The sequence below is a fragment of the Leptolyngbya sp. CCY15150 genome, from assembly GCF_016888135.1.
Classification (GTDB): Bacteria; Cyanobacteriota; Cyanobacteriia; order RECH01; family RECH01; genus RECH01.
On sequence record NZ_JACSWB010000207.1, the window covers coordinates 345,887 to 365,774 of the forward strand.

The 19,888-nt window shown below is 54.6% G+C and carries 18 protein-coding genes; 7 read left to right on the forward strand and 11 right to left on the reverse strand.

Annotated features, from left to right (window positions below):
- The first annotated feature begins 218 nt into the window (after positions 1 to 218).
- The 3 genes from JUJ53_RS15475 (at position 219) to JUJ53_RS15485 (ending at position 2,470) form a co-directional block, all read left to right on the forward strand.
- Positions 219 to 1,568: a M23 family metallopeptidase gene (locus JUJ53_RS15475; RefSeq protein WP_239125087.1), complete on the forward strand. Its 1,350-nt coding sequence runs from the start codon at positions 219 to 221 to the stop codon at positions 1,566 to 1,568.
- Between the two features lie 129 nt (positions 1,569 to 1,697).
- Positions 1,698 to 2,051, forward strand: coding sequence for a hypothetical protein (locus JUJ53_RS15480; protein ID WP_204152909.1), 354 nt, complete (start codon positions 1,698 to 1,700; stop codon positions 2,049 to 2,051).
- Positions 2,051 to 2,470, forward strand: coding sequence for a PIN domain-containing protein (locus JUJ53_RS15485; RefSeq protein WP_204152910.1), 420 nt, complete (start codon positions 2,051 to 2,053; stop codon positions 2,468 to 2,470). The genes JUJ53_RS15480 and JUJ53_RS15485 overlap by 1 nt, the downstream gene beginning before the upstream one ends.
- Positions 2,471 to 2,540: 70 nt before the next feature.
- On the opposite strand, the gene JUJ53_RS15490 is transcribed toward JUJ53_RS15485, so the two are convergent.
- Positions 2,541 to 4,337 carry a tetratricopeptide repeat protein gene (locus tag JUJ53_RS15490; protein ID WP_204152911.1) on the reverse strand — a complete coding sequence of 599 codons (1,797 nt, stop codon included), beginning with the start codon at positions 4,335 to 4,337 and terminating at the stop codon, positions 2,541 to 2,543.
- On the reverse strand, positions 4,330 to 5,661 hold the full coding sequence (locus JUJ53_RS15495; RefSeq protein WP_204152912.1) for an ATP-binding protein: 1,332 nt from the start codon (positions 5,659 to 5,661) through the stop codon (positions 4,330 to 4,332). Before JUJ53_RS15495 ends, JUJ53_RS15490 begins: the two co-directional genes overlap by 8 nt.
- A 588-nt stretch (positions 5,662 to 6,249) precedes the next feature.
- Between JUJ53_RS15495 and JUJ53_RS15500 the strand changes: the two genes are divergently transcribed.
- Entirely contained in the window at positions 6,250 to 6,636 is a 387-nt protein-coding gene (locus JUJ53_RS15500; protein WP_204152913.1) for a hypothetical protein, read from the forward strand.
- 190 nt (positions 6,637 to 6,826) lie between these two features.
- A complete protein-coding gene (locus tag JUJ53_RS15505) occupies positions 6,827 to 8,272 on the forward strand; it encodes a glycoside hydrolase family 13 protein (RefSeq protein WP_204152914.1) in 1,446 nt (481 codons plus the stop codon).
- A 114-nt stretch (positions 8,273 to 8,386) separates the two neighbouring features.
- Here the strand turns inward: JUJ53_RS15505 and JUJ53_RS15510 are convergent, their stop codons facing one another.
- Positions 8,387 to 8,638 carry a Calvin cycle protein CP12 gene (locus tag JUJ53_RS15510; protein ID WP_204152915.1) on the reverse strand — a complete coding sequence of 84 codons (252 nt, stop codon included), beginning with the start codon at positions 8,636 to 8,638 and terminating at the stop codon, positions 8,387 to 8,389.
- Between the two features lie 199 nt (positions 8,639 to 8,837).
- Between JUJ53_RS15510 and JUJ53_RS15515 the strand changes: the two genes are divergently transcribed.
- Positions 8,838 to 11,609 (forward strand): UPF0182 family protein, encoded by a 2,772-nt coding sequence (locus JUJ53_RS15515; protein ID WP_204152916.1) that lies wholly within the window; start codon positions 8,838 to 8,840, stop codon positions 11,607 to 11,609.
- On the opposite strand, the gene JUJ53_RS15520 is transcribed toward JUJ53_RS15515, so the two are convergent.
- From JUJ53_RS15520 to JUJ53_RS15545, 6 genes are all read right to left on the reverse strand, one after another.
- Positions 11,599 to 12,081, reverse strand: a complete 483-nt coding sequence (locus JUJ53_RS15520; RefSeq protein WP_204152917.1) for a biphenyl 2,3-dioxygenase — start codon at positions 12,079 to 12,081, stop codon at positions 11,599 to 11,601. The genes JUJ53_RS15515 and JUJ53_RS15520 overlap by 11 nt on opposite strands.
- 171 nt (positions 12,082 to 12,252) lie before the next feature.
- Positions 12,253 to 12,990 (reverse strand): ABC transporter ATP-binding protein, encoded by a 738-nt coding sequence (locus JUJ53_RS15525; RefSeq protein WP_204153000.1) that lies wholly within the window; start codon positions 12,988 to 12,990, stop codon positions 12,253 to 12,255.
- Between the two features lie 49 nt (positions 12,991 to 13,039).
- Complete coding sequence (cbiQ, locus tag JUJ53_RS15530) at positions 13,040 to 13,843, reverse strand: cobalt ECF transporter T component CbiQ (protein WP_204152918.1); 804 nt, start codon at positions 13,841 to 13,843, stop codon at positions 13,040 to 13,042.
- Positions 13,840 to 14,493 carry a cobalt transporter CbiM gene (gene cbiM, locus JUJ53_RS15535; RefSeq protein WP_204152919.1) on the reverse strand — a complete coding sequence of 218 codons (654 nt, stop codon included), beginning with the start codon at positions 14,491 to 14,493 and terminating at the stop codon, positions 13,840 to 13,842. The genes cbiQ and cbiM overlap by 4 nt, the downstream gene beginning before the upstream one ends.
- 37 nt (positions 14,494 to 14,530) lie before the next feature.
- Entirely contained in the window at positions 14,531 to 15,112 is a 582-nt protein-coding gene (locus JUJ53_RS15540) for a carboxypeptidase-like regulatory domain-containing protein (RefSeq protein WP_204152920.1), read from the reverse strand.
- Positions 15,113 to 15,188: 76 nt separating this feature from the next.
- Positions 15,189 to 16,004: a DUF4382 domain-containing protein gene (locus JUJ53_RS15545; RefSeq protein WP_239125089.1), complete on the reverse strand. Its 816-nt coding sequence runs from the start codon at positions 16,002 to 16,004 to the stop codon at positions 15,189 to 15,191.
- A gap of 280 nt (positions 16,005 to 16,284) precedes the next feature.
- On the opposite strand from JUJ53_RS15545, the gene JUJ53_RS15550 reads away from it, so the two are divergent.
- The gene (locus JUJ53_RS15550) at positions 16,285 to 17,130 is read left to right on the forward strand and encodes a lipopolysaccharide assembly protein LapA domain-containing protein (protein WP_204152922.1); all 846 of its coding nucleotides are present in this window, start codon (positions 16,285 to 16,287) and stop codon (positions 17,128 to 17,130) included.
- Between the two features lie 180 nt (positions 17,131 to 17,310).
- Here the strand turns inward: JUJ53_RS15550 and JUJ53_RS15555 are convergent, their stop codons facing one another.
- Both JUJ53_RS15555 and JUJ53_RS15560 read right to left on the reverse strand, forming a co-directional pair.
- Positions 17,311 to 18,117, reverse strand: coding sequence for a PRC-barrel domain-containing protein (locus JUJ53_RS15555; RefSeq protein ID WP_204152923.1), 807 nt, complete (start codon positions 18,115 to 18,117; stop codon positions 17,311 to 17,313).
- A 262-nt stretch (positions 18,118 to 18,379) separates the two neighbouring features.
- Complete coding sequence (locus tag JUJ53_RS15560) at positions 18,380 to 19,624, reverse strand: DUF4912 domain-containing protein (RefSeq protein ID WP_204152924.1); 1,245 nt, start codon at positions 19,622 to 19,624, stop codon at positions 18,380 to 18,382.
- Between the last annotated feature and the right edge of the window lie 264 nt (positions 19,625 to 19,888).

A 19,888-nucleotide genomic window follows, 5' to 3' on the forward strand; every position in this document is an offset into this window, starting at 1 on the left:
TTCGCTAGGATAATTCGAGATTATTCTTTGTCTTAACTCATTCACCTCCCCTGTGCTCGTCCCAAGGCTGGTATCCCCCAACCTAATGAACCGATAGTAGGACGATCGTTCGTCATCCCATCGGTCATCATGCGGACAGATCAATATTTCTCTGAAATGAGAGATCAGGTGATACGTTCGATCGCGTTCTTCAGTGCTATGCCAAGTGATAATCCGCAATGACTCAGCGACGTTCTTTTCAGTCTGTTTCATCTAGCCTGATTCAATGGACTCCCCAGCGCGTGGGTGCCGCTTGCCTCATTGGCGGGGCAAGTCTTTTGGTCCACAGTGCAGCGATCGCCCAAACCGCTGCTGATCTCGATCCAGGCCTGGAGCTTGATTATTCCACCGAGGTGCAAGAGGTTCCTTCGGCCAACGATCTGCTAGACTCTGTGCCCATGCCGGCTGAGCGCCCCGTCTCCGAAGCGCCTCAACCTGTCTACTCCAACACTCCGGATGTCATGTTTGAGGACAATGGAGCTGATGTGTCAGCGCCCATGTCGGTTGATGACCTGATGCAAAGCCCACCTAGCTTGGCTGGCAGTGATATTGACACCGCCAATGACTACAACCTCGGCGCAACCTACGCCCCTGACCAGGTTGGCTCTGTTGTTCTATCCGAGCGCTCCACCGGCTGCCAAACGACCCTAGAACGCGGGCAAGACTTAGCGTCTCTATGTGCGCCGTCGGCTAGCAGCAGCGGGCAGTCGGTCAACCTTGGCCCCGTTTCAGTCGGGCCAGACGGCGTCAGCCTCAACCCCATCCCATCCTTCGACAACTTTTACAACGTTACGACTCGCCCCATCAGCCAGCCTAGCAATGGCGATCGCAGCCTGCTTTTCCCCCTTTCCATTCCAGCTCCCATTACCTCCCTCTTTGGCTGGCGGCAGCATCCCATCTTCGGCGATGCTCGCTTCCACTCAGGGATTGACCTAGGAGCGCCCATGGGAGCGCCGGTGGTGGCAGCCTTTAGTGGACAAGTGGTCACCGCTGAGTTTCTTCAAGGCTATGGGTTGACCGTCGTTTTGACGCACAACGACGGCACCCAGGAAACCCTCTATGCCCACCTATCCGAAATCTTTGTGAAGCCGGGCGATACGGTGGCCCAGGGTGATGTGGTGGGACGGGTTGGCAGCACCGGCAACTCCACCGGCCCTCACCTGCACTTTGAAGTACGCGAGCTAGAAAACGGTACTTGGGTCACCCTCAACCCAGCAGGATCGTTACAAGTCGCGCTCAACAACTTCGTCAATGGTTTTGATGGTCTGCAAGTGGCCCAAACCTGGTCGAAGACAGGGCTTCAGGCTGGATTAGCGCGATCGGAGAAACATCACGAGATCTGGATGCCCCTGGCAGTCCAAGTCGGCATGTTTGCCCCCGTTCCCCAAAAGCCAGACCTGATTCCACCGGAGCAGATGGAACGGGTGGTGGTCAGCAAGTCGATTCCTGGCAGTGAAGCGATGGTGAGCAGCGATCGCCCTGAACTCTCCCCTGAACTGATCGTAAGCGATCGCTCTGATGACCGCTAGACGCTAAGGCTGAGGATAAGGGTCTGCCTGTTGAAGATGGAACGGGCAGACCTAGTTTTATGGGCCATAATGGCGATATAAGGCGTAAAAATCCTATTAGTACGCCTATCCTCAATGGGATGTGTGCCGATGCAGGTTACTAAGTTATCGATTTCCCTGTCGCAGTCTTTGCTGGCGTTTGTAGAAGACTATCAGCACAACCACGCTTTTAGCTCACACTCGCAGGTGATCGAAAAAGCACTGGAACTGTTGCGTGAGCAAGAACTAAAAGCAACTCACATCCAGGTTGATGACACAACCCAACCCCAGAATGTAGCCATAGGCTGTGAGCCGACTATACCCACACAGGCTCAGGAAACAATCTTGCAGCGGATGGGTGGTATGCCCAAACATCTACTCTCCACGGGAGGCTTATCCGATCGAGAGACCCGCCAAGCTCTCATCGCTGAAAGAATTCAGGCGCGCTATCAAGCTCGATCCTAATGGCACAGGCGGCTATTTTGATTGACACGGGACTGATGGTCGCCTTCTACGATTCTGCTGATCGCCATCACGACGCTGTGGTAAAGTTTTTTGCAACTTGCACCAGCCAACTGATAACCACGGTGGGCTGTGTGACGGAGGTTATGTGGCTGCTAGCGTCAGACTGGCGGGTGCAGAATGAGTTTTTGGCTCATTTGTCCTGTGGGATCTACAACTGCGAGCCATTGCTACCTGAAGATTTCTCGCGTATTGCTGAGTTGAATGCCCAGTATGCTGATTTGCCAGGAGATTTTTCTGATTTAGCGCTGGTAGCGATTTCTGAACGCTGTCATATTGCAGCTATTGCAACGCTAGACAAAGACTTTGATGTTTACCGACGCTACCGCAAGCAACCCTTTGAGCGTGTATTTCGCCCTTGAGGGCAGAAGCCGGTTTTTTCGATCCGCGATGGTGTGGTGTTCTGTTAGAGTCGCATTCAGAAACCGGGTTCTAGGCGCTGGCAGCGGTAAAGCGTTGCTGCACTTCATCGGGGGTGATGTTGAGGCACTGGGCGACAGTGGTGAGCAGGCTGTCGTCTTGGGTGGTTTGGTAAAGGCGGGCAAGGTTTCTCAGGACGAAAGCAATTCGGTGTTGGTCGTTGAACTCGACTGAAATCTGTAGGTCTTGCAGATGATGAGCTTTAGCTTGATCTAGCTCATTGAGTTCTTCTGCCAGCAGACCTAACTGAGAATAGGTGCGGGCTTGGCTGTAGCGATCGCCATACTCAATTTTGATATCGAGCGACTGCTGATAGTACGATCGCGCCTGCTCATACTCCTGCAGTTTTTCCGCCACCATGCCTAAGTTATGGTGATCGAGAGCTTGGTTATATCGGTCATTGAACTCGATATGAATCTCAAGAGCTTTCTGAAAATGCTCTCCTGCTTGCTGATATTCTCGAAGACTTTTTGTAAGATTCCCTAGCTGGCCGTATGTGCTGGCTTGGCTGTAGCGATCGCCAAACTCAATTTTGATATCGAGGGCCTGCTGATAGTGCGATCGCGCCTGCTCATACTCCCGCAGTTCTTGCGCCACGATGCCCAACTGGTGGTAGATGTCTGCTTGACCATAGCGATCGCCATACTCAATGTAGATATCGAGCGCCTGCTGATAGTGCGATCGTGCCTGCTCATACTCCCGCAGTTCTTGCGCCACGATACCTAAGTTGTGGTGAGTGACCGCTTGGCTGTAGCGATCATTGCGGGCCTCTTTCAGTGCCAAACTTTGCTCATAGTAAGCTTTTGCCTGGTCAAACTGGCGTTGTTGCAAGGCAATATCACCCAAGTCATGCAGTAGAGTAGATTCCATTGAGGAGCGCTTGGTCGCTCGGGCTAGGTCTAGGGCAGTGGTGTAGGCAGCTATAGCCGTATCAAACTGGCGTAGGTCTTCGTAGGCATTGCCCAGCCTGCGGTAAAGATCCTGTTCTAGGGTTGGGTTGGGGTGCCGCTTCAGCAGGTCTAGCCCTGCCAGCAGGTAGTCTCTGGCTTTTGCGGGCTGCTTTTGGGTGTAGTATGCAGAGCCAATTTTGTAATAAAGTTCGCAGCACTGGGCCAGATCCTGGGGGGCGATGGGCTTGCCGGTGGGGTTTAGCTCCATCAAGAGCTGCTTGAGCTGCTCAATCTGTTCCTGGTTATCGGTGGAGGCAATATAGGGCAAGGGGCGCTCAAATGCCTCGGTGCGCAGTTGCTCTACCGTCTGGGCAGAGGTTTTGAAGCGAAATAGGCCCGACTGCCAGGCCCAAAAATCTGGAGCGTATTGGCTAATGCGGGTGAGGGCATAGTCGGGCAACACAAACAGCAGCGGATGGGGAACTATGTCGCGGTAGGCATCGCGGACAAAGTTGAGGTCTTGCAGCATGGGCGGATAGGCTCCCACCCCGTCGGTGCCGATCGCTGTCTCTAGCCCCTGGAGATAAAGCACTAGCTTTTGATCGGCCTTGGGGGGCGATGATGCGTGGAGCTGGGCCAACCGCTGCCGCAGTTCGTCTAGCAGGTAGCGCAGATCGGGCTGACGGGAGAAGTTCATCACCTCAATATGGATCTCTGTATCTGCCAAATGCTGGCGCAGGGCCTCAGCCAGCAGGATTCTGTCTTGCTCTTGGTTGATTTCCACAAAGCCGATGGTCAGCCCTTCGGCAAAGTCAATAAACGTCAACAGCTCGGCAAACTCCTGCTGATTTTCCTCCACTAAGGTCTCGCTTGTGGAAGGGCTGGGAGATGTCGGGGCAGGCGGAGGGGCTTCAGACATCGGCAGCCTCCTGAAGTGCAGCTTGAAAGAGTTGGCTTTGGCGCACTGCTGGGTTGGGGTAGTTCCAACGGTCAAGGCCGTTATATTCCAGCACCGACGTGTTGTACAGCATCAACTGCCCCACCTCATCTTTGGTGATGTTTTTGGTTAGGCAAACCCTGGCCAGGAGGGGATAGTGCTCATCGGGCACAAAGCGCTCAAAGTTAAACTGCTGCTGCTTAATGGCATACTCCACATCCTCCGGCTGCACTTTAGCGTGCTTGCGGGTGCTAGCAGTTTGGCAAGCGCTGCGCACCATCTGCATCAGTTGGCGCACGTGGCCACCGCTGGCTTTTACCAAGTCCAGCACCTGCTGATCGGAGGCAAACAGCAGCTCCGTATCGATTCGTCGTTTAATAATTTCGGACACCTGGGTCAGCCCTTCGTCCATGTAGTCTAGGTCGCAGCGCTGACGCTCCAATTGGTAGATATTCACCATGGAAACAATGTGGGGCTCGCCAAAAAAAGTATTGATGATATTTTTGGCAGAGCACAGCACCGAAATTGGCACGGTGTAGATCAGGGTACAGTTGAGGTCTTGCAACTGAGCCGCATAGTCAAAGAATAGGTGATCGCCCACCCGAGGCGGCACGCGATCCAAGTTATCAAAAATTACCAAAAACCCTTTGGGATAGAGAGGCGAAACTTTTTGGTAGGCATCGAGCAGCAAGGCATTCACATCCGCCTTCAGGCGCGAAATATCTCGCTGGAGGATCTGGCGAATCACGGTTTTTTGCTTGTCGGCCCCCTTGATCTGAGCTAGCAGCTTCACCATCAGCTTGGCCAAAAACGGAGCCTCTGCCCCCAACGTAGCCTCCGCATTCACGCTCACCGAGCTTTCCACGGTGCGCTCATCTTCACGGGTGATTTCTTTAAACCAGTCTTCAACCCTTGTTTGCAGCGTTGCATCAAACCGCAACTCTAGTTGCCGCAGAGCAAATTCAATCTGCTTGATGATGATTAAATAAAAATCGGTATATTCCGCATCGTTGGGATCAGTTTCTTCGTTAGCTTCCAGGTAGATCACCCAGTAGTCTTTTTCCCACTGGCGGCGAATGCGTTGGAGTTCGGTACTTTTGCCACAGCCCCGATGGCCGGTAAACAGAATGGTGCAAAACTCCCCCGGCTCTTGGAAGTCCAGCACTGTGTTCACCCCCTCGATCGCCTCCGTTTTGCGCACCGGAGTCAAATCGACGTAGTAGCGCTCTAGCCCAGCCCCCGACAGCGGGTTCACATCACATAGCCGAAACCCTTCTTTTAATGTTTTTGCCCGAAAATCTTCCATACAAGCTAGTGATGTTTAAGAGCGATGGACAAAACGCGTTGAATCTATCCTAAGTCTACATGGCCCACTTCATATAGCTCACGTCACTTTTCAAAAGATGCCTAACGCTCACTTGCGACATATCGCCCTTGCTGCAAATCCCTTCTCCAGAGAACAAGGAGCGATGACAGCTATCGAATGAACCAATTTCAGGGGCACGAAGCTTAACATTTCTTGATTTTCCGTGCGCTCCCGGGTATACTCGGCACCACAAATCCTTTAACCACAGATTTTACAGGACTTAAACTTCCCGGCAATTTACACCTTCCAGAGAACAAGTTAGGATAAGCACATGAATGAGAGACAAAACCATGACTACTATTCAATCTTATTCTGATATTTTTGGTTTGCGGCTTCCCGCTGGCCAATTAAGGGACATTGAGTCACCAGCACATCGGTTGAGCATCAGTCACCATCAACTGATGCAGAGAGATTCACTCACCGACTCAGAAGTATCTTACCGAGTATACCAGGAATCTGTAACCACAGTTTTTTTGGTCTATTGGCTTCCTGAAAAACATGTTAGAATGAGCCAGGGAAGAATCACTGTTGCTCATTGACTTGATGGCAATCCCAAAAATTAGAATGACCATGGGCTATTACGCCTATGGTCACCCATGTAAAGCCTGGATTTTGAGACAGTTTGGCGACCGGGCTCAAAACCAGGGAACAATCGCAATAATTGCGCACAAACATATGGTACCAAACATAGCTCTTTTGGTCTATTTGCTGTGTAGAGCCTATCGGGACAATCAGCAGGTTTTAGATCTAAGCTGGGCTCTGATGCTTGATGCACTTGAACAGATGGAGGGATATCTAAAAGAAGCAATGGACTACGAAGCCCTAGCCCAGTCTGAATCCCAGTATTTTCGCGATTGGATTACCCAAATGGGTTATAACCCCGATAATTTACCAAATCTAAGTGATGAAACATAGTTAATGCATTGCATCGCATCAATTTCTGATGCGATGCTTGCAGGACAAGACTAAAGATTTTGAGGAATCCGTGAATGAGAGATTGTCCAATTGTCCATAGAATGCTTCAATCATGGGATCAATCTAACGAAGGCTGCAAAAAACAGGCTTGATGTGTACCATGACAGTGCAGCACCCGTCAGGAGCCTCCATGGGAATTCAGACACCAAGCTGGGTTAAGCACGCGGTTTTTTACCAGATCTTCCCCGATCGCTTTGCCCAAGGTACGCCCCCAACCAACGCCGACCAACCCTGGGCCACCGTCCAACCCATCCCCTACGAACCATGGGTGGCAGAACCAACGCTTCAGGGCTACAAGGGCGGCAACCTCTGGGGGGTGATTGAAAAACTCGACTATCTTCAAGATCTGGGCATTAACGCCCTCTACTTCACGCCCATTTTCCAATCCGCCAGCAATCATCGCTACCACACCCACGACTACTACCAAGTCGATCCAATTTTGGGCGGCAATACCGCCTTTCACGCATTGCTGCAGGCGGCCCACCAACGAGAGATAAAAGTGGTGTTAGACGGCGTGTTTAACCATGCCAGCCGTGGCTTTTATTTTTTCAACGATATTTTAGAGAATGGCCCCTATTCGCCCTGGGTCGATTGGTTCAAAATCGAAGCCTGGCCCCTCTCTGCCTACGATGGTTCTTTGCCTGCCAACTATCGAGGCTGGGCAGGCAATCGTGCCTTGCCTGAGTTCAACCATGATCATCCTGCGGTGCGGGAATATATCATGCAGATTGGAGAATATTGGATCCGCCAAGGCATTGATGGTTGGCGCTTAGATGTACCCTTTGAAGTGAAAACACCGGGATTTTGGCAAGAGTTTCGCGATCGCATCAAGGCGCTCAATTCCGAAGCCTATATTGTGGGTGAAGTGTGGACAGATTCTCGCCATTGGCTGGATGGCACCCAGTTTGATGGAGTGATGAACTATTTGTTCACCGGGCCAACCATTGCCTTTACGGCAGGCGATCGCGTCATCCGAGAGCATGTGGAAGCACCGGCCTATGAACCCTACCCAGCCCTCGATGCCGCCGCCTATGCCGCGAAGATGCAGGATCTGTTGGAGCTCTACGATTGGGAAATTCAGCTCACCCAGTTGAATAGCTTGGCCAGCCATGACACGGCGCGATTGATGACCATTGTGGGCAGCGATCGCCCCAGCATTGAGCTGGCCACCCTGCTGCAGTTTACGTTCCCCGGTGCGCCCTGCATCTACTATGGCGATGAGGTGGGTCTGCCCGGCGGCTTTGATCCAGACTCGCGGCGCAGTTTTCCAGAACCCGCCGATTGGGATCAGGACTTGCTCGACTGCCACCGCGCCCTGATTGCCCTGCGCCATCAGTATGAAGCGCTGCGGGTGGGCACCTACCAATCGCTCTATAGCCATGACCTGCTGTATGTATTTGAGCGATCGCTGCCCGAGCAACAGATGTGGGTGGCGGTAAATGCCTCGGATGGAGTTCAGGCACTGCCCCTTGCCAAGCTGGGATTACCGGCTCTTCGTCAAATCGTCTACGGCAGCGGCACCTTGGAGGGCGAAACCCTCACCCTGCCACCCCGCTCCGGTGTGGTGGTGGTCTAGATCGAAAAAGCCCACCCGCCTCCCCGGAGGGAGGATTAAGCTGACGGATGAGCGTCAGGGGTGGGACAGTTCGTTAGGGAGATATGAACTTAGCGCTGTGCCGTTGCCTTACGTCTATACGTCATAAAGACGAGACTCTAGGGCATCGGGATAGTCATCGCAATATTGTTCAAAGTGGCTCTTGGTTGGATGATCGTGGCGTTGGTGCGAGAGTTCTGCTTGGAGTTCTTCAACCACATCCCAGGCGGCGGCGCAGGCCTTGGGATCGTTACCTTGCTTAGAAATGGCGCGGGCTTGAGCGATCGCTGCCTGAAGTTCTTGCTCAACCTTAGCCCAGTCAAATACGTGGTTTGCAACAGTAGACATGAGGCGTTGCCTCCTGGTCATGGATAAGAATCAATCAACAACTGATGTTGCGAGAGCTGTCGTTTGATCGGTACATATCTACTGTAGCTCCGTTAAGCAACATGAGAGAAGGCGGAAAACCCGTAGATTCCGAGAGATAATAGCCCTAGACGGATCAAAGCCGCCTATTGTCTACCTTTGAGACATTGTTGAAAAAAGCATGAAATATTCATCAGTTTCAAACCTGATTGTCATTGCGCTGTTTCTTGGATTCATCAGCGCCTCCAGCCTCGTGCATGTGCTTACCGAATCATGGTGGTTTGAAGCTGTAGGATTTTCTCAGGTTTTTTGGACGAGGCTCACCTGGCAGGTTGGTCTTTGGTTCGGGCTGTTGGGGCTCTACCTGGTGGTGCTCTTGGGCAACTATTTCTGGGCGATGCACCTCACCCGCCATCGCATTTTTCGGGTCTTGGTGGAAAGTGGGCGCTGGAATCCTCGCAGTGAATCCTTGCCCAATGTGGTGGCGATCGCCCTAGCCCTATTTCTGTCCTTCACCGCCGCCACCACCAGCGGCAGCGCATGGGAAACGGTGCTGCAATACCTGAATCCTTCCAGCTTTGCCGTCCAAGATCCTATCTATCAACAGGATGTGGGGTTTTACCTCTTTCGTCTGCCGTTGTACCAATGGCTGCAGCAGGTGGTGCTTTCTCTAGGGCTGTGGAGTTTGGTGCTCGCGGTGGCGGTCTATAGCCTCAAGGGTGAGTTGAGTATCGGCCGGGGCTGGCAACATCTGGTCACCGGCGGTGCCAAAATTCACCTGGGTCTGCTGCTGGCAGCGATCGCCTTGGCGGTGGCAACGGGCTTTTGGCTAGAGCGCTACGAGCTACTCTATTCCGCCGATGGCGTTGTTTATGGGGCAGGCTTTACCGATATCCATGCGCGGCTCTCGGCCTATTGGTTTATGGGCATCAGCACCTTGGTTTTAGCGGCGTTGTTTATTGGTTCCCTTTGGCAGCGCAGCGTCGCGTTGCCGGTGTTTGGCATGGGTGTCTATGTGCTTGCCTTGGTCTTAGTCAGCGGTCTATACCCCTGGTTCCAGCAGGAGTTTATCGTAAAGCCGAATGAACTGACGAAGGAAGCGCCCTACATTGCCCATAGCATTGACTTAACCCGCAAGGCCTACAATCTGGAAACCGTGGAGCGGCAAGACTATCCGGTGGAAAATCAACTGGATCAAGCAGCGATCGCCGCCAAGCAATCCACCCTGCAAAATATTCGCCTTTGGGACTATCGCCCCCTGCTGTCTACCTACCAGCAACTCCAGGAAATTCGTCTATACTACCGCTTCAGCGACGTCGATGTGGATCGCTACACCCTCGATGACGACTACCAGCAGGTGATGCTGGCGGCTCGGGAGCTGGACTATAGCCGCGTGCCCACGGAGGCAAAAACCTGGGTGAACCAGCGGCTGAAATATACCCATGGGTTTGGGGCGGTGATGAGTCCGGTGAACCGCGTCACCCGCAATGGCCTACCCGAATTTCTCATTCAAGATATTCCACCGGTCTCCAACACCAGCCTAGAGATTACCCAGCCCCGGCTGTACTACGGCGAAACAACCGATAGCTACATTTTTACCGGCACCAGCACCGATGAATTTGACTATCCTCGCAGCGAGGAGAATGCGGCCAATCGCTACGATGGGCTGGGGGGCGTGCCCATGCCGACCTGGTTCCACCGTCTGGCCTATGCCCTTGATTTGGGCAACTTCACGGTGCTGATTTCCAACTATTTCACCCCCGAGTCGCGCATTCTCTACCATCGCCCAATCCTAGAACGGGTGCAGCAGATTGCGCCGTTCCTCAGCTACGACAATGACCCCTACCTGACCATTGTGGACGGTCGCCTCCAGTGGATCATTGACGCCTACACGGTGAGCGATCGCTTTCCCTACTCGGCACCAGTGGCCCGCAGTCCAGACTTTACCCAGGCGTTTCAGGGGAGCAACATTAGCCAGGTGCTCCAGTCTAATACCAACTACATTCGCAACTCGGTGAAAGTGGTGGTTGATGCCTACGATGGCGTGCCCCAGTTCTACGTGGTGGACGATCAAGATCCGCTGCTGAATACCTATCGCCAGATCTTCCCGAACCTGTTTCGCGATCGCGACCAAATTCCCGAAACGCTGCAGGCCCATTTCCGCTACCCGGTGGATCTCTTCAAGATTCAGTCGCAGATGTATGCGGTGTACCACATGAGCAACCCGGAGGAGTTTTATAACCGGGAAGATGTGTGGCGCTTTCCCTTGGAGATCTACGAAGGCCGCCAAGAGGTAATGGAGCCGTACTACGTGATCATGGATTTACCAGGGGGCGATCGCCCTGAATTTACCCTGATCCTGCCGTTTACGCCCACCAACCGCGACAACATGATTGCCTGGATGGCAGCGCGCTCCGATGGCAGCAACTACGGCAAGCTGCTGCTCTACGAATTTCCTAAGCAGGAGTTAATCTATGGGCCTCGACAAATTGAAGCTCGGATTGACCAAGATCCCGAGATTTCCCAGCAGCTCACCCTCTGGAGCCAGGAAGGATCGCGGGTGATTCGTGGCGACTTGCTGGTGATTCCTATTCAGCAATCGTTGCTCTACGTGGAGCCAGTGTATCTCCGGGCCGAGCAAGGCGAATTGCCAGAACTGCGGCGGGTGATCATTTCCTATGGCGATCGCACCGTCATGGAACCGTCCTTGGATGAGGCGATCGCCGCCATCTTCGGCAGTCCTGTTCCGGTGGCTGAGGCTCGCCCTGACACCGGCGCAGCAGACACCCCCGTGCTGCCCGCGTTGGTGGACGATGCTCTCACGGCTTATCAAAATGCCCAGAACGCTCTGCAGCAAGGGGATTGGGCTAGCTACGGTCGCTATCAACAGGAGCTAGGAGATCTGCTAGAGCGCCTGAATCAGCCCAGTGGCGAACCGCTGCCTACTCCGTAACCGTTAGGCGTCCCACCATGCCCGCTTCCCTATGCCCCGCAATCACGCAGCGGAGTTCATACTCGCCGGGCTTCATGGCAACAAAAAACCATTCTGCCTGGGTGCCGGGGCGCAGTTCTAGCTCGTGGATAGCACCCTTGATTTCCACATTGCCCGCCTCCACCTTCTTCGTCCAAATGGCATCGGCGAAGTCTTTGGCGGTGAAGTAGTGTTTCTCAGGACTAGGATTATCCAGCACCAGCCTGTAGAGCTTGCCGGCCTGGAACTCTAGGTGGTTGGGCACAAACTTCAGTTCATCTGCCGAGGTGCCCAGATTTATATGCACCGTAGTGGGTGCGGGAGCAGCGATCGCCCCTCCAGGCAGCAGTCCTAACCCGATGACAAGGGCCAGCAGCCAGCCCAGCAGTCGAGGCAGCGATCGCTGTAGTCTCCATCGGGGAAATCGGAGCTGAGGGAAGGCTTGATAGGTCATAGCGTCACATCCTGATCGATCTGATCAATTGTTTATGCTCAGTTTATCAGGACTGGTTGACGGACAAAATTGAAGACCCTCACCCCAAACCCCTCTCCCAGAGCGGGCGAGGGGCTTTGAAAGCAAGTGAACGTTCTTGCTACCCTTGTGGGGATAGGGGATAAAGATGGGTTAACGATGGGTGAGGGAATGGGGCTTTTCCAGACCGTGGCTCTCCATCCACTCCGCCTGGCCCATCACGTCAACAGCAGGGCCATCGGCTACCAATTGCCCGTTGTTGATGACTAAGACGCGATCGCATACCTCTAGGATAAATTCCAAATCATGGGACGAGATCAGCATGGCCTGGGGCGATCGCTGCAGAAACTGAATCAACCTGCGCCGCGCCCGTAAGTCTAGATTGGCCGAGGGTTCGTCGTAGATCATCACCCGAGGCTGCATGGCCAAAATGCCCGCGATCGCCACCATGCGTTTTTCGCCCCCCGAGAGATGGTGGGGCGGCCGGTTGGCCAGGGCCGTCATCCCCGTGAGGGCGAGGGCATGGCTCACCCGTTGCTCCACCTCCTGGTCAGACAAGCCCATATTCTGGGGCCCAAAGGCCACGTCATCCCACACCGATGAGGCGAGCAGTTGGTCATCGGGATTTTGAAACACCAGCCCAATATCAGGATGGAACTGCCCCACCCGCACCGGCTGCTCAAACAGGGTGATCTGTCCCGTAATAGGTCGCAGCAAGCCGCAGAGCAGCATAAACAGGGTGGTTTTCCCAGCTCCGTTGGGGCCAATGACCCCAACGCGCTCACCGGGGGGCAAGGTAAAGGAGATATCCCGCAGTGTATCGGGGCAATCGGGATAGGAAAAACTCACCTGGGACACCGCGATCGCTTCATCGAGTCCGTCTAATGCCATCTGCTCAGCAGCTAGGGAAACCGTGGGAGAGTTGAGACGATCCATCGCGTTATGCCTTCATTCCTATCCAATAGTCAGCGGCGACCAAGGCGATCGCCATCGTTAAACTCAAGCCCGTGGCGATCGCGCTCCAGGAATCTAAGCGGGGGCGATCGCGTTCAGCTAAAGGACTGCGCGCCTGGCCATAGCCCCGCAGCCGCATGGCTTGATAGACCCGCTCCGACTGTTCGTAGCTGCGAATCAACAGGGTTCCGGCTAGAGATGCAAACACCTGCAAATCTCGCCGCTGGGGTATCAAGGGAATCCGCCGCGTGGGTGCATAGCCAAATCCACGCAGGCGCATGGCCTGCTTCATGCGCAGCAGTTGATCGGCAATTTCATAGAGGTAACGGTAGGACAACAGCAGCATATCGGTGAGGATGGCGGGCAGCCCCAGCGATCGCATCGCCTTGACGGTTTGCAAAAAAGGAGCCGTGCCAAACAGCAGCAGGCTGAGGGTAATGATCGACAAAAACCGTCCCACGATCAAGACCACGGCCCAGCAGCCCTCCTGCCGCAGGGTCAGCGGGCCCCATTGCCATAGCACCGTCTCCCCAGACATGAGGGGCAAGACCAGGATCACCCCAAGTAAAAAAAAACTTGGATAGCGCAGCCGCTGTAGCCAATAGCCCCAAGGTATACGCGACAGGCCATAGAGCAATGCCGTCAGCCCCATCACCACCGGCACAAGCCATAGCGTTTCCACCATCGCCACCGCAAACATCAGTGCGCCTAGCCCGATGAGCTTATAGCGTGGCTGCCATGCATGGATGGGCGATCGCAGATGGGCATATTCATCAATGTCTAGCTTCATGGTGTGCCGTGATGCCCTAGGAGATCGGGCTTAACTTGATGTAAGAATAACACCAGCATAGCGGTAAAGCCGCCTTCAATCAGCATCACCGGGATGTGGGCCAGGGTGAGCCCATAGACAGCGGTGCGCTCGGCTTGGGCATCCATCGCGGCTGGAATATTGGTCATCACCAACGCGAAAAAGATCAGCGCGGCCAGCCCCAACCCAAGGGCTCCGGCGACAAAGGCGAAGATGCCTAATCGCGGGCGATCGCTACCCCAAGGACAAAACCGCTGCAGTTGAAACACGTGATAGGCCACCAAGGCCGGCACGCCCATCATGACGGCATTGACCCCTAAGACCGTCATGCCCCCATGGCCCAAAATCACCGCTTGAAACAAGAGACCAATCAAAATGGCTGGAAAGGCATAGTAGCCCAACACCGTCCCTAGTAAACCATTGAGCACTAAATGCACGCTGGTCGGGGGAATGGGGATATGGATCGATGATGCTACAAAAAAAGCTGCCGTTAGCAGTGATGCTTTGGGCATATTTCGGCTCACATCCGGATCGCGCTGAATCTGCCGTAGGGAATACCAGGTGGCTAGCCCGGTGAGCCCATAGCCGCCCAGGCAGACGGGAGCCGAAAGAAGACCATCAGGAAGGTGCATAGACAGGTATAAATCACGGTAAGACTAGGGCTATGCATTACGCTTCGCCTGCTGGATCTGAGACTGATGTGCGTGAGGCAAAAAAGAAAGCTGTGCCTACAAACCCCCAAATGATAGCGCCAATCATCGTCCAGCGCTGCATCGGCGATAATTGTGATGATCTAGGTTGGGACGACATGGGCATCACAGATGGACTGAGATCCACCGGGGCTGAAGCTGCTTCTGGATTCTCCGTTGCTGCTTCGGAGCTACTGGATGGGGCTGGACTTTCGGTGGCCGGTGGCTGGGCCGCGACGGGGATCACCACTAGTTCTCCATGACCAGCCTGGCGTACCTGCACTTCCCAGTCGCCGGTTATGGAGGGGTCGGGCATGAAGATAAAATTACCCTGGGAGTCTGTGGTGCCGGTGATCCAAGGCGTGGCCACATCATCGGGCGAGAACACGGACACCTGCGCATCGACCATGGGTTCGCCCGTGTCATAGAGGGCAGATACGGCAACAGCGGGGGCGACGGTGTAGTCCAACGCCGTGCCATGGGCCAAGGAGGGAAGGGCGATCGCTAGTCCTGATAAGGTGGCTATCGGCACGAGGAGCGATCGAAGGGGATTGACATGCATTGAAAAGTTGCCTCATCGTGGATTAAACATCCTGGAGAGCGATCGCCCTCCAGGAAAGCAATTGATGTAGCGCGGATTAGGTCATATCCTGCAGAGCACAATGGCCTTCACCCACATGGCCAAGACCAGCAATGGTGTCCTGCAGGCGGGCATAGTCCTCGGGGGAAAGCTGTTCTTCCAGCATGGTCATATCCACATCTAGGGTGTCACCCTGGGCGATCGCTGCCAGCGGCTCAAATCCAAGGGCACCCGTGTTAATGGAATCGTCCGGAGCTGCCTCGCCATCCCCAAAAATGTGATCAAAGTGGAAGGTGGCTTCCAGATCCGCCATGCTGCCTGGCTCCAGAATGCCCTTGCGTTCATCGCCCACAAAGTCACCGCAGACGTAGCGCATTTCTTGATCGAGACGCAGGGTGAAGTTCACCACTTGCCCATCCTTCTCGGCGGTGCCCACCAGCATCAACACATGACCAGCAGCCTGGCCATCAGTTGCTTTCGGCATCGTCCACTCTAGGGCATTGTAGCGACCGGCTGGAGCTGACACCTCTGCCAACAGAATGGGATCGGCATCGGCTTCACCCTCCGCTAGGTCTACGGTCTGCTGTTCCACCACCATCACATCTTGGTTGGGCTCCAGAGTCGTATCGACTTCTGGATCAAACGACGCGTCGGTTTGGTAGGCTTTTACATTGGCCAGACTGACATAGACGTGGTCGAAGCCAATCTCCCATCCATCCTTAGACACAAATCCTTCTCGGACAAAATCTTCCCCATTGGCGCGGACTTGGAGCAGTCCCTCCTCGGTCTCGGGCGCATCACTGACCGCAGACGTGTCTGGAGTCGTAGACGAGGGAGCATTGCTTGACGCGCAACCATAGGACACAGATACCATCACAGCTGCTGTACCCAGAGCCATCCATACTGATCGATGCATCAATAATTCTCGCAAGTTTTTAGGGGCATAGCTTGAACATGACTCATCCAAGTCATGCACAGTGTTAGTAAACCTCGCCCCTTTCTAAATTTCAATGCGGCTAGGGGGGATACGGTCATGTGTTCGTTACCCAATCCACCCCACTCCGTTCACCTAGGTCAGACCAGCGGATGGTGCGCAGTAGCACTAAAAACGATAGAGTCAAGCTGAGAACTATGCAGATGTAACGGGAAGGTCTATGCGGCTGTTTTTAGTGCTGGCGATCGCCATCGCCTTGTTGGCAGTAGTGTTCGCGCTACAAAATACGATGGTGGTAGCACTCAGCTTCCTGCCTTGGCAGTTTGAAGGTTCCCTTGCCCTAGTTTTGTTGATCACCCTAGCGTTGGGTATTGGGGTAGGGCTTTTGGTCTCGGTGCCAGCCGTAGTGCGGCGAAGCTGGAGTTTATCTCGCCAAACCCATCAGGTGGAGAGCCTCTCGCAGCAACTGCTAGATAAGGATCAAGAGCGAGAGACTCAGCTTGCGACAGCTCGGCGCGATCGCTTGGCCCTGAAAGCCGCTCACCAAAATCTGCTTACCGCCTTGGCGATCGCTGAGCCCCGAACGGGTCTGCTCAAGCAAGACTGGCTTTCTCCGGGCGTGCAGTATTGGCTAAAGCAGCGGGCAACCTCTACCGATAGCCCATCCTCCCTTTGTCTCTACCTGTTGGAAGGACGAGCCAGCGACCCCAATCCCACGGATCAACAGGCGCTTTACCTGGCCATGGCCGATCGCCTGCAAAGCCAAGAGCCGGCCCATAGCTGGTTATTTACCGATGGCACCGCTCAGTTTGCTTGCCTCACCCCCGACCTGAACGTCAAAGCCGCCCATGAATTTGGCGATCGCCTGCGGGAGGCCCTGACTCAAACCCCATTGATGATCAACGGCACCTCCACCACCGTTGAGGTGAGCATTGGTGGCGTGATTGCCCATCCCCCCGACGGGATCAATGCCGATCAGCTCGTTCAGCAGGCCCAAGCCGCCATCGACCACGCCAAGCAACGCGGTCGTAACCGAGTTCGCTTAGTCGAAGCACAGCGCGCCTGAGCATCAATCCTGATGGACTGATGACCCATCGTTTTCCCCTCATCCCCCAGCCCCTTCTCCCACAAGGGGAGCAGGGGAGCAGGAAAGTTTATGTGCTTTCAACCCTCGCCCGTTCTGGGTTTGGGGTGAGGGACTTCAAGGTTTGTCTGTTAACCAGGAATCAATCTGAGACTAACAAGCCTAAACCTTCGGATCGGTCTCTGTCGGAACGTCTGTCGGAGAATCGGTCGAATCTGCCGCAGGTTCTTCCGTGCTAGAGGCTTCAGGAGTAGGCTCTGCATCGGTCGCTGATGGGTTACCAGGGAAGCGATCGCCCAAATCGGCAACCTTTTCCTGGGCCTGATCAGCTAGTTTTTGCCCTTGAGACTGCACCTGGGAAGCGATCGCCTGGGTGCCTTCCAGCGCCGCTTTCATATCGTCCTTTGTTCGGGACAAATCGTCTTTGAGAAACTCCTTCATCTTGGTGACCCGATCTGCCAACCCGGCAGACACCTGCTCCGGCTCTTCCACCGCCGTCTTGTTCACAATCATGCGCTTGCTGCCCACACTGATCACTGCGGTTGGGCTCAAGCGATAGACGCCATCCAGCCTGCCCTGCCAGCCGTTGGACACAAACAGGTAATCCACCACCGCGCCGGTGGCCACATCAAACTGATAATCGACAACTGTGCCGGCCCGATTGCCGCCATCTGTCCACACTTCATGACCAATAATCAGCTCCGTATCTGGCGGCCGCTGGGTTTCAGTACCCGCAACATAGCTGACCAAAACACTTTCTTGGCCAATCGTCTCAATTTGTCCCCAAGCAAACTCCGTATGCTTGCGTCCCAACAGCCCAGATTTGCAGCTCAGTCCAACGATTTGGTGGGTTTTATGGGCTAGCCAAACCTGATCCACTCGCCCCAGATCATCCGTTGTGTTGCGATCGATGACTAGGCGACCGAGCAGGTCACTGTGTTGGATAACCGATGGTTCTATATCAGCCATGGGAGCCTCCTAATAGCGGGCGATCGCCCCCTTATGTTGTCCATATAATAACGACTCTATCCAGCTCTGGCCACTACGAAATATGTCTATCCCACAAGGGCGGTTGGCGATGAGTCTGGCTCGGGCGCTGTCATTCTGGGGCCTAGTACTCTGAGACGAAGTAATCCGTCTAGTTGCTAAAGCGGAAAACTTTGGTTTTCCTAGAATTCCTTTTCGTTCTTCTGTCTTCGTTTTTCTATCTTCGTCCTTCTGTCTTACGGCACTAGAACCATGGATCCTCTTCTAGGTCTTGCCCATGGGTTTGATCCGTCGGCGTGGTGCGTTCAAACTCTAAGCGTATCAGGCGTTCCTGCTCACCGTCAGCAGCGATCGCTCGAATTGCATAGCGAATCTGTCCATCGGGAAACGGTACCTGCCATTGAAAAGTGCCATCGGGCTGGAGGAGTTTGGGTTGACCATTCACCGCCACATGGGCGTCCGACTCGGTGGATCCATACACAATCAGTTCCGCATCGGCCACCAGCCAAAAACGACGCGATCGCTGCGGCGGCATGGAGGCGGTCAGCCCAATTCCCGATGCCCCAGATTGAATGCCCGACCATCCCATACCCGACGGGGTCGGCAGCATCCATCCCCCTCCCCCGGATAATGCAATGGAGTCGGTCATCGTCTCTAGACCGGCGGTAGCTAAGTGAAAAAGCTGTTCGTGGATCACCGGCTGGACGGCGTCGTGGTGTTGCTCAGTCAGGGAGGCTGGTGCCGGGGTCGGAGCAGCACGCAGCACGGGCGATCGCGCCAGAGTCACCCACTGCCCATCGCCAGTCAGGTAGCCGATATCGGCCACATAATCGCGATCGCCCATCGGTAGAGGCATCCAATAATCTTGCTGACCAGCACAGTCAAACTGCTGCAGGCTATGGGGATTTTGTCGGTCTAGATCGCGATCGGTAGCGTCGTAGAGGCGCAGCGCTAGGGATCCATGGTTCTGTAATGCTGTTTGATCCTGGGTGCTTAGCTGCCAAGCGGCATGAGCCCAATCCTGCTGCTGCGTCAGGCTGAGACGGCTACGGTTGGGCACCAACGGCGTCAGATCTGTATCGACCGGGGCGACATCTGGAACTCTTGCAACATCTGGCTGCGGCTGAACCGGGGTCGCTGCTCCTAGGCGTCCAGCTCGATCGGCCGCTACCACGGTACCAATTCGTTGGGTGGCGATCGCTGCTCCCGAGGGTGGTGCATCAGGATGGGTACGTTCCGCTGCTGCCACCTGCTGTTCCTGTCGCCTGCGCCATAGCCCTAGGGCCAGCCAGCCAATGGGCATCACTGCGACAATGCCCCAAAACCACTTGGGTGAGGTTTGCCCCGAGGGTGGTGACGCCTGAGCCTGGGCTAGCATGGGTTGCGACAGGGCCAGCACCCGAGGCGACAGGTCATTCGACAGGCCAACTAGGGCTAGAAACAGTAGCCCATACAGGGGGGAACAGAGCAGTTGGAAACTACGGGGCATCATCGTAACATCAACCTAGGTTTGCAAACAGGCGATCGCAGTGGGTAGACTGCACCATGCATCCAATCTAGAGCGTCGATGCTGGAGCCCAAAGCCGTTGACGAATGCTCCCGGCGCGATCGGCGATCAAAATGTTCGTTAGAGGGCAGAACGGCGCGGGATTATCATCTCACACTTAGGGGGTTAATCCATGGGCGATCGCTTTCTCCCAGTTCTATCTGTAGCTCCATTTGTAGCTCTATCTGTGCATCCATCTGTAACTCC

Excerpts from the sequence above, each read along its gene's own strand:
- cbiQ (WP_204152918.1), bottom strand. The coding sequence starts at position 13,843 with ATGAAGCTAGACATTGATGAATATGCCCATCTGCGATCGCCCATCCAT.
- JUJ53_RS15515 (WP_204152916.1), top strand. The coding sequence starts at position 8,838 with ATGAAATATTCATCAGTTTCAAACCTGATTGTCATTGCGCTGTTTCTT.
- JUJ53_RS15480 (WP_204152909.1), top strand. The coding sequence starts at position 1,698 with ATGCAGGTTACTAAGTTATCGATTTCCCTGTCGCAGTCTTTGCTGGCG.
- JUJ53_RS15545 (WP_239125089.1), bottom strand. The coding sequence starts at position 16,004 with ATGGTATCTGTGTCCTATGGTTGCGCGTCAAGCAATGCTCCCTCGTCT.
- JUJ53_RS15510 (WP_204152915.1), bottom strand. The coding sequence starts at position 8,638 with ATGTCTACTGTTGCAAACCACGTATTTGACTGGGCTAAGGTTGAGCAA.
- JUJ53_RS15520 (WP_204152917.1), bottom strand. The coding sequence starts at position 12,081 with ATGACCTATCAAGCCTTCCCTCAGCTCCGATTTCCCCGATGGAGACTA.
- JUJ53_RS15495 (WP_204152912.1), bottom strand. The coding sequence starts at position 5,661 with ATGGAAGATTTTCGGGCAAAAACATTAAAAGAAGGGTTTCGGCTATGT.
- JUJ53_RS15525 (WP_204153000.1), bottom strand. The coding sequence starts at position 12,990 with ATGGCATTAGACGGACTCGATGAAGCGATCGCGGTGTCCCAGGTGAGT.
- JUJ53_RS15490 (WP_204152911.1), bottom strand. The coding sequence starts at position 4,337 with ATGTCTGAAGCCCCTCCGCCTGCCCCGACATCTCCCAGCCCTTCCACA.
- JUJ53_RS15505 (WP_204152914.1), top strand. The coding sequence starts at position 6,827 with ATGGGAATTCAGACACCAAGCTGGGTTAAGCACGCGGTTTTTTACCAG.
- JUJ53_RS15475 (WP_239125087.1), top strand. The coding sequence starts at position 219 with ATGACTCAGCGACGTTCTTTTCAGTCTGTTTCATCTAGCCTGATTCAA.
- JUJ53_RS15485 (WP_204152910.1), top strand. The coding sequence starts at position 2,051 with ATGGCACAGGCGGCTATTTTGATTGACACGGGACTGATGGTCGCCTTC.
- JUJ53_RS15540 (WP_204152920.1), bottom strand. The coding sequence starts at position 15,112 with ATGCATGTCAATCCCCTTCGATCGCTCCTCGTGCCGATAGCCACCTTA.
- cbiM (WP_204152919.1), bottom strand. The coding sequence starts at position 14,493 with ATGCACCTTCCTGATGGTCTTCTTTCGGCTCCCGTCTGCCTGGGCGGC.
- JUJ53_RS15550 (WP_204152922.1), top strand. The coding sequence starts at position 16,285 with ATGCGGCTGTTTTTAGTGCTGGCGATCGCCATCGCCTTGTTGGCAGTA.
- JUJ53_RS15560 (WP_204152924.1), bottom strand. The coding sequence starts at position 19,624 with ATGCCCCGTAGTTTCCAACTGCTCTGTTCCCCCCTGTATGGGCTACTG.
- JUJ53_RS15555 (WP_204152923.1), bottom strand. The coding sequence starts at position 18,117 with ATGGCTGATATAGAACCATCGGTTATCCAACACAGTGACCTGCTCGGT.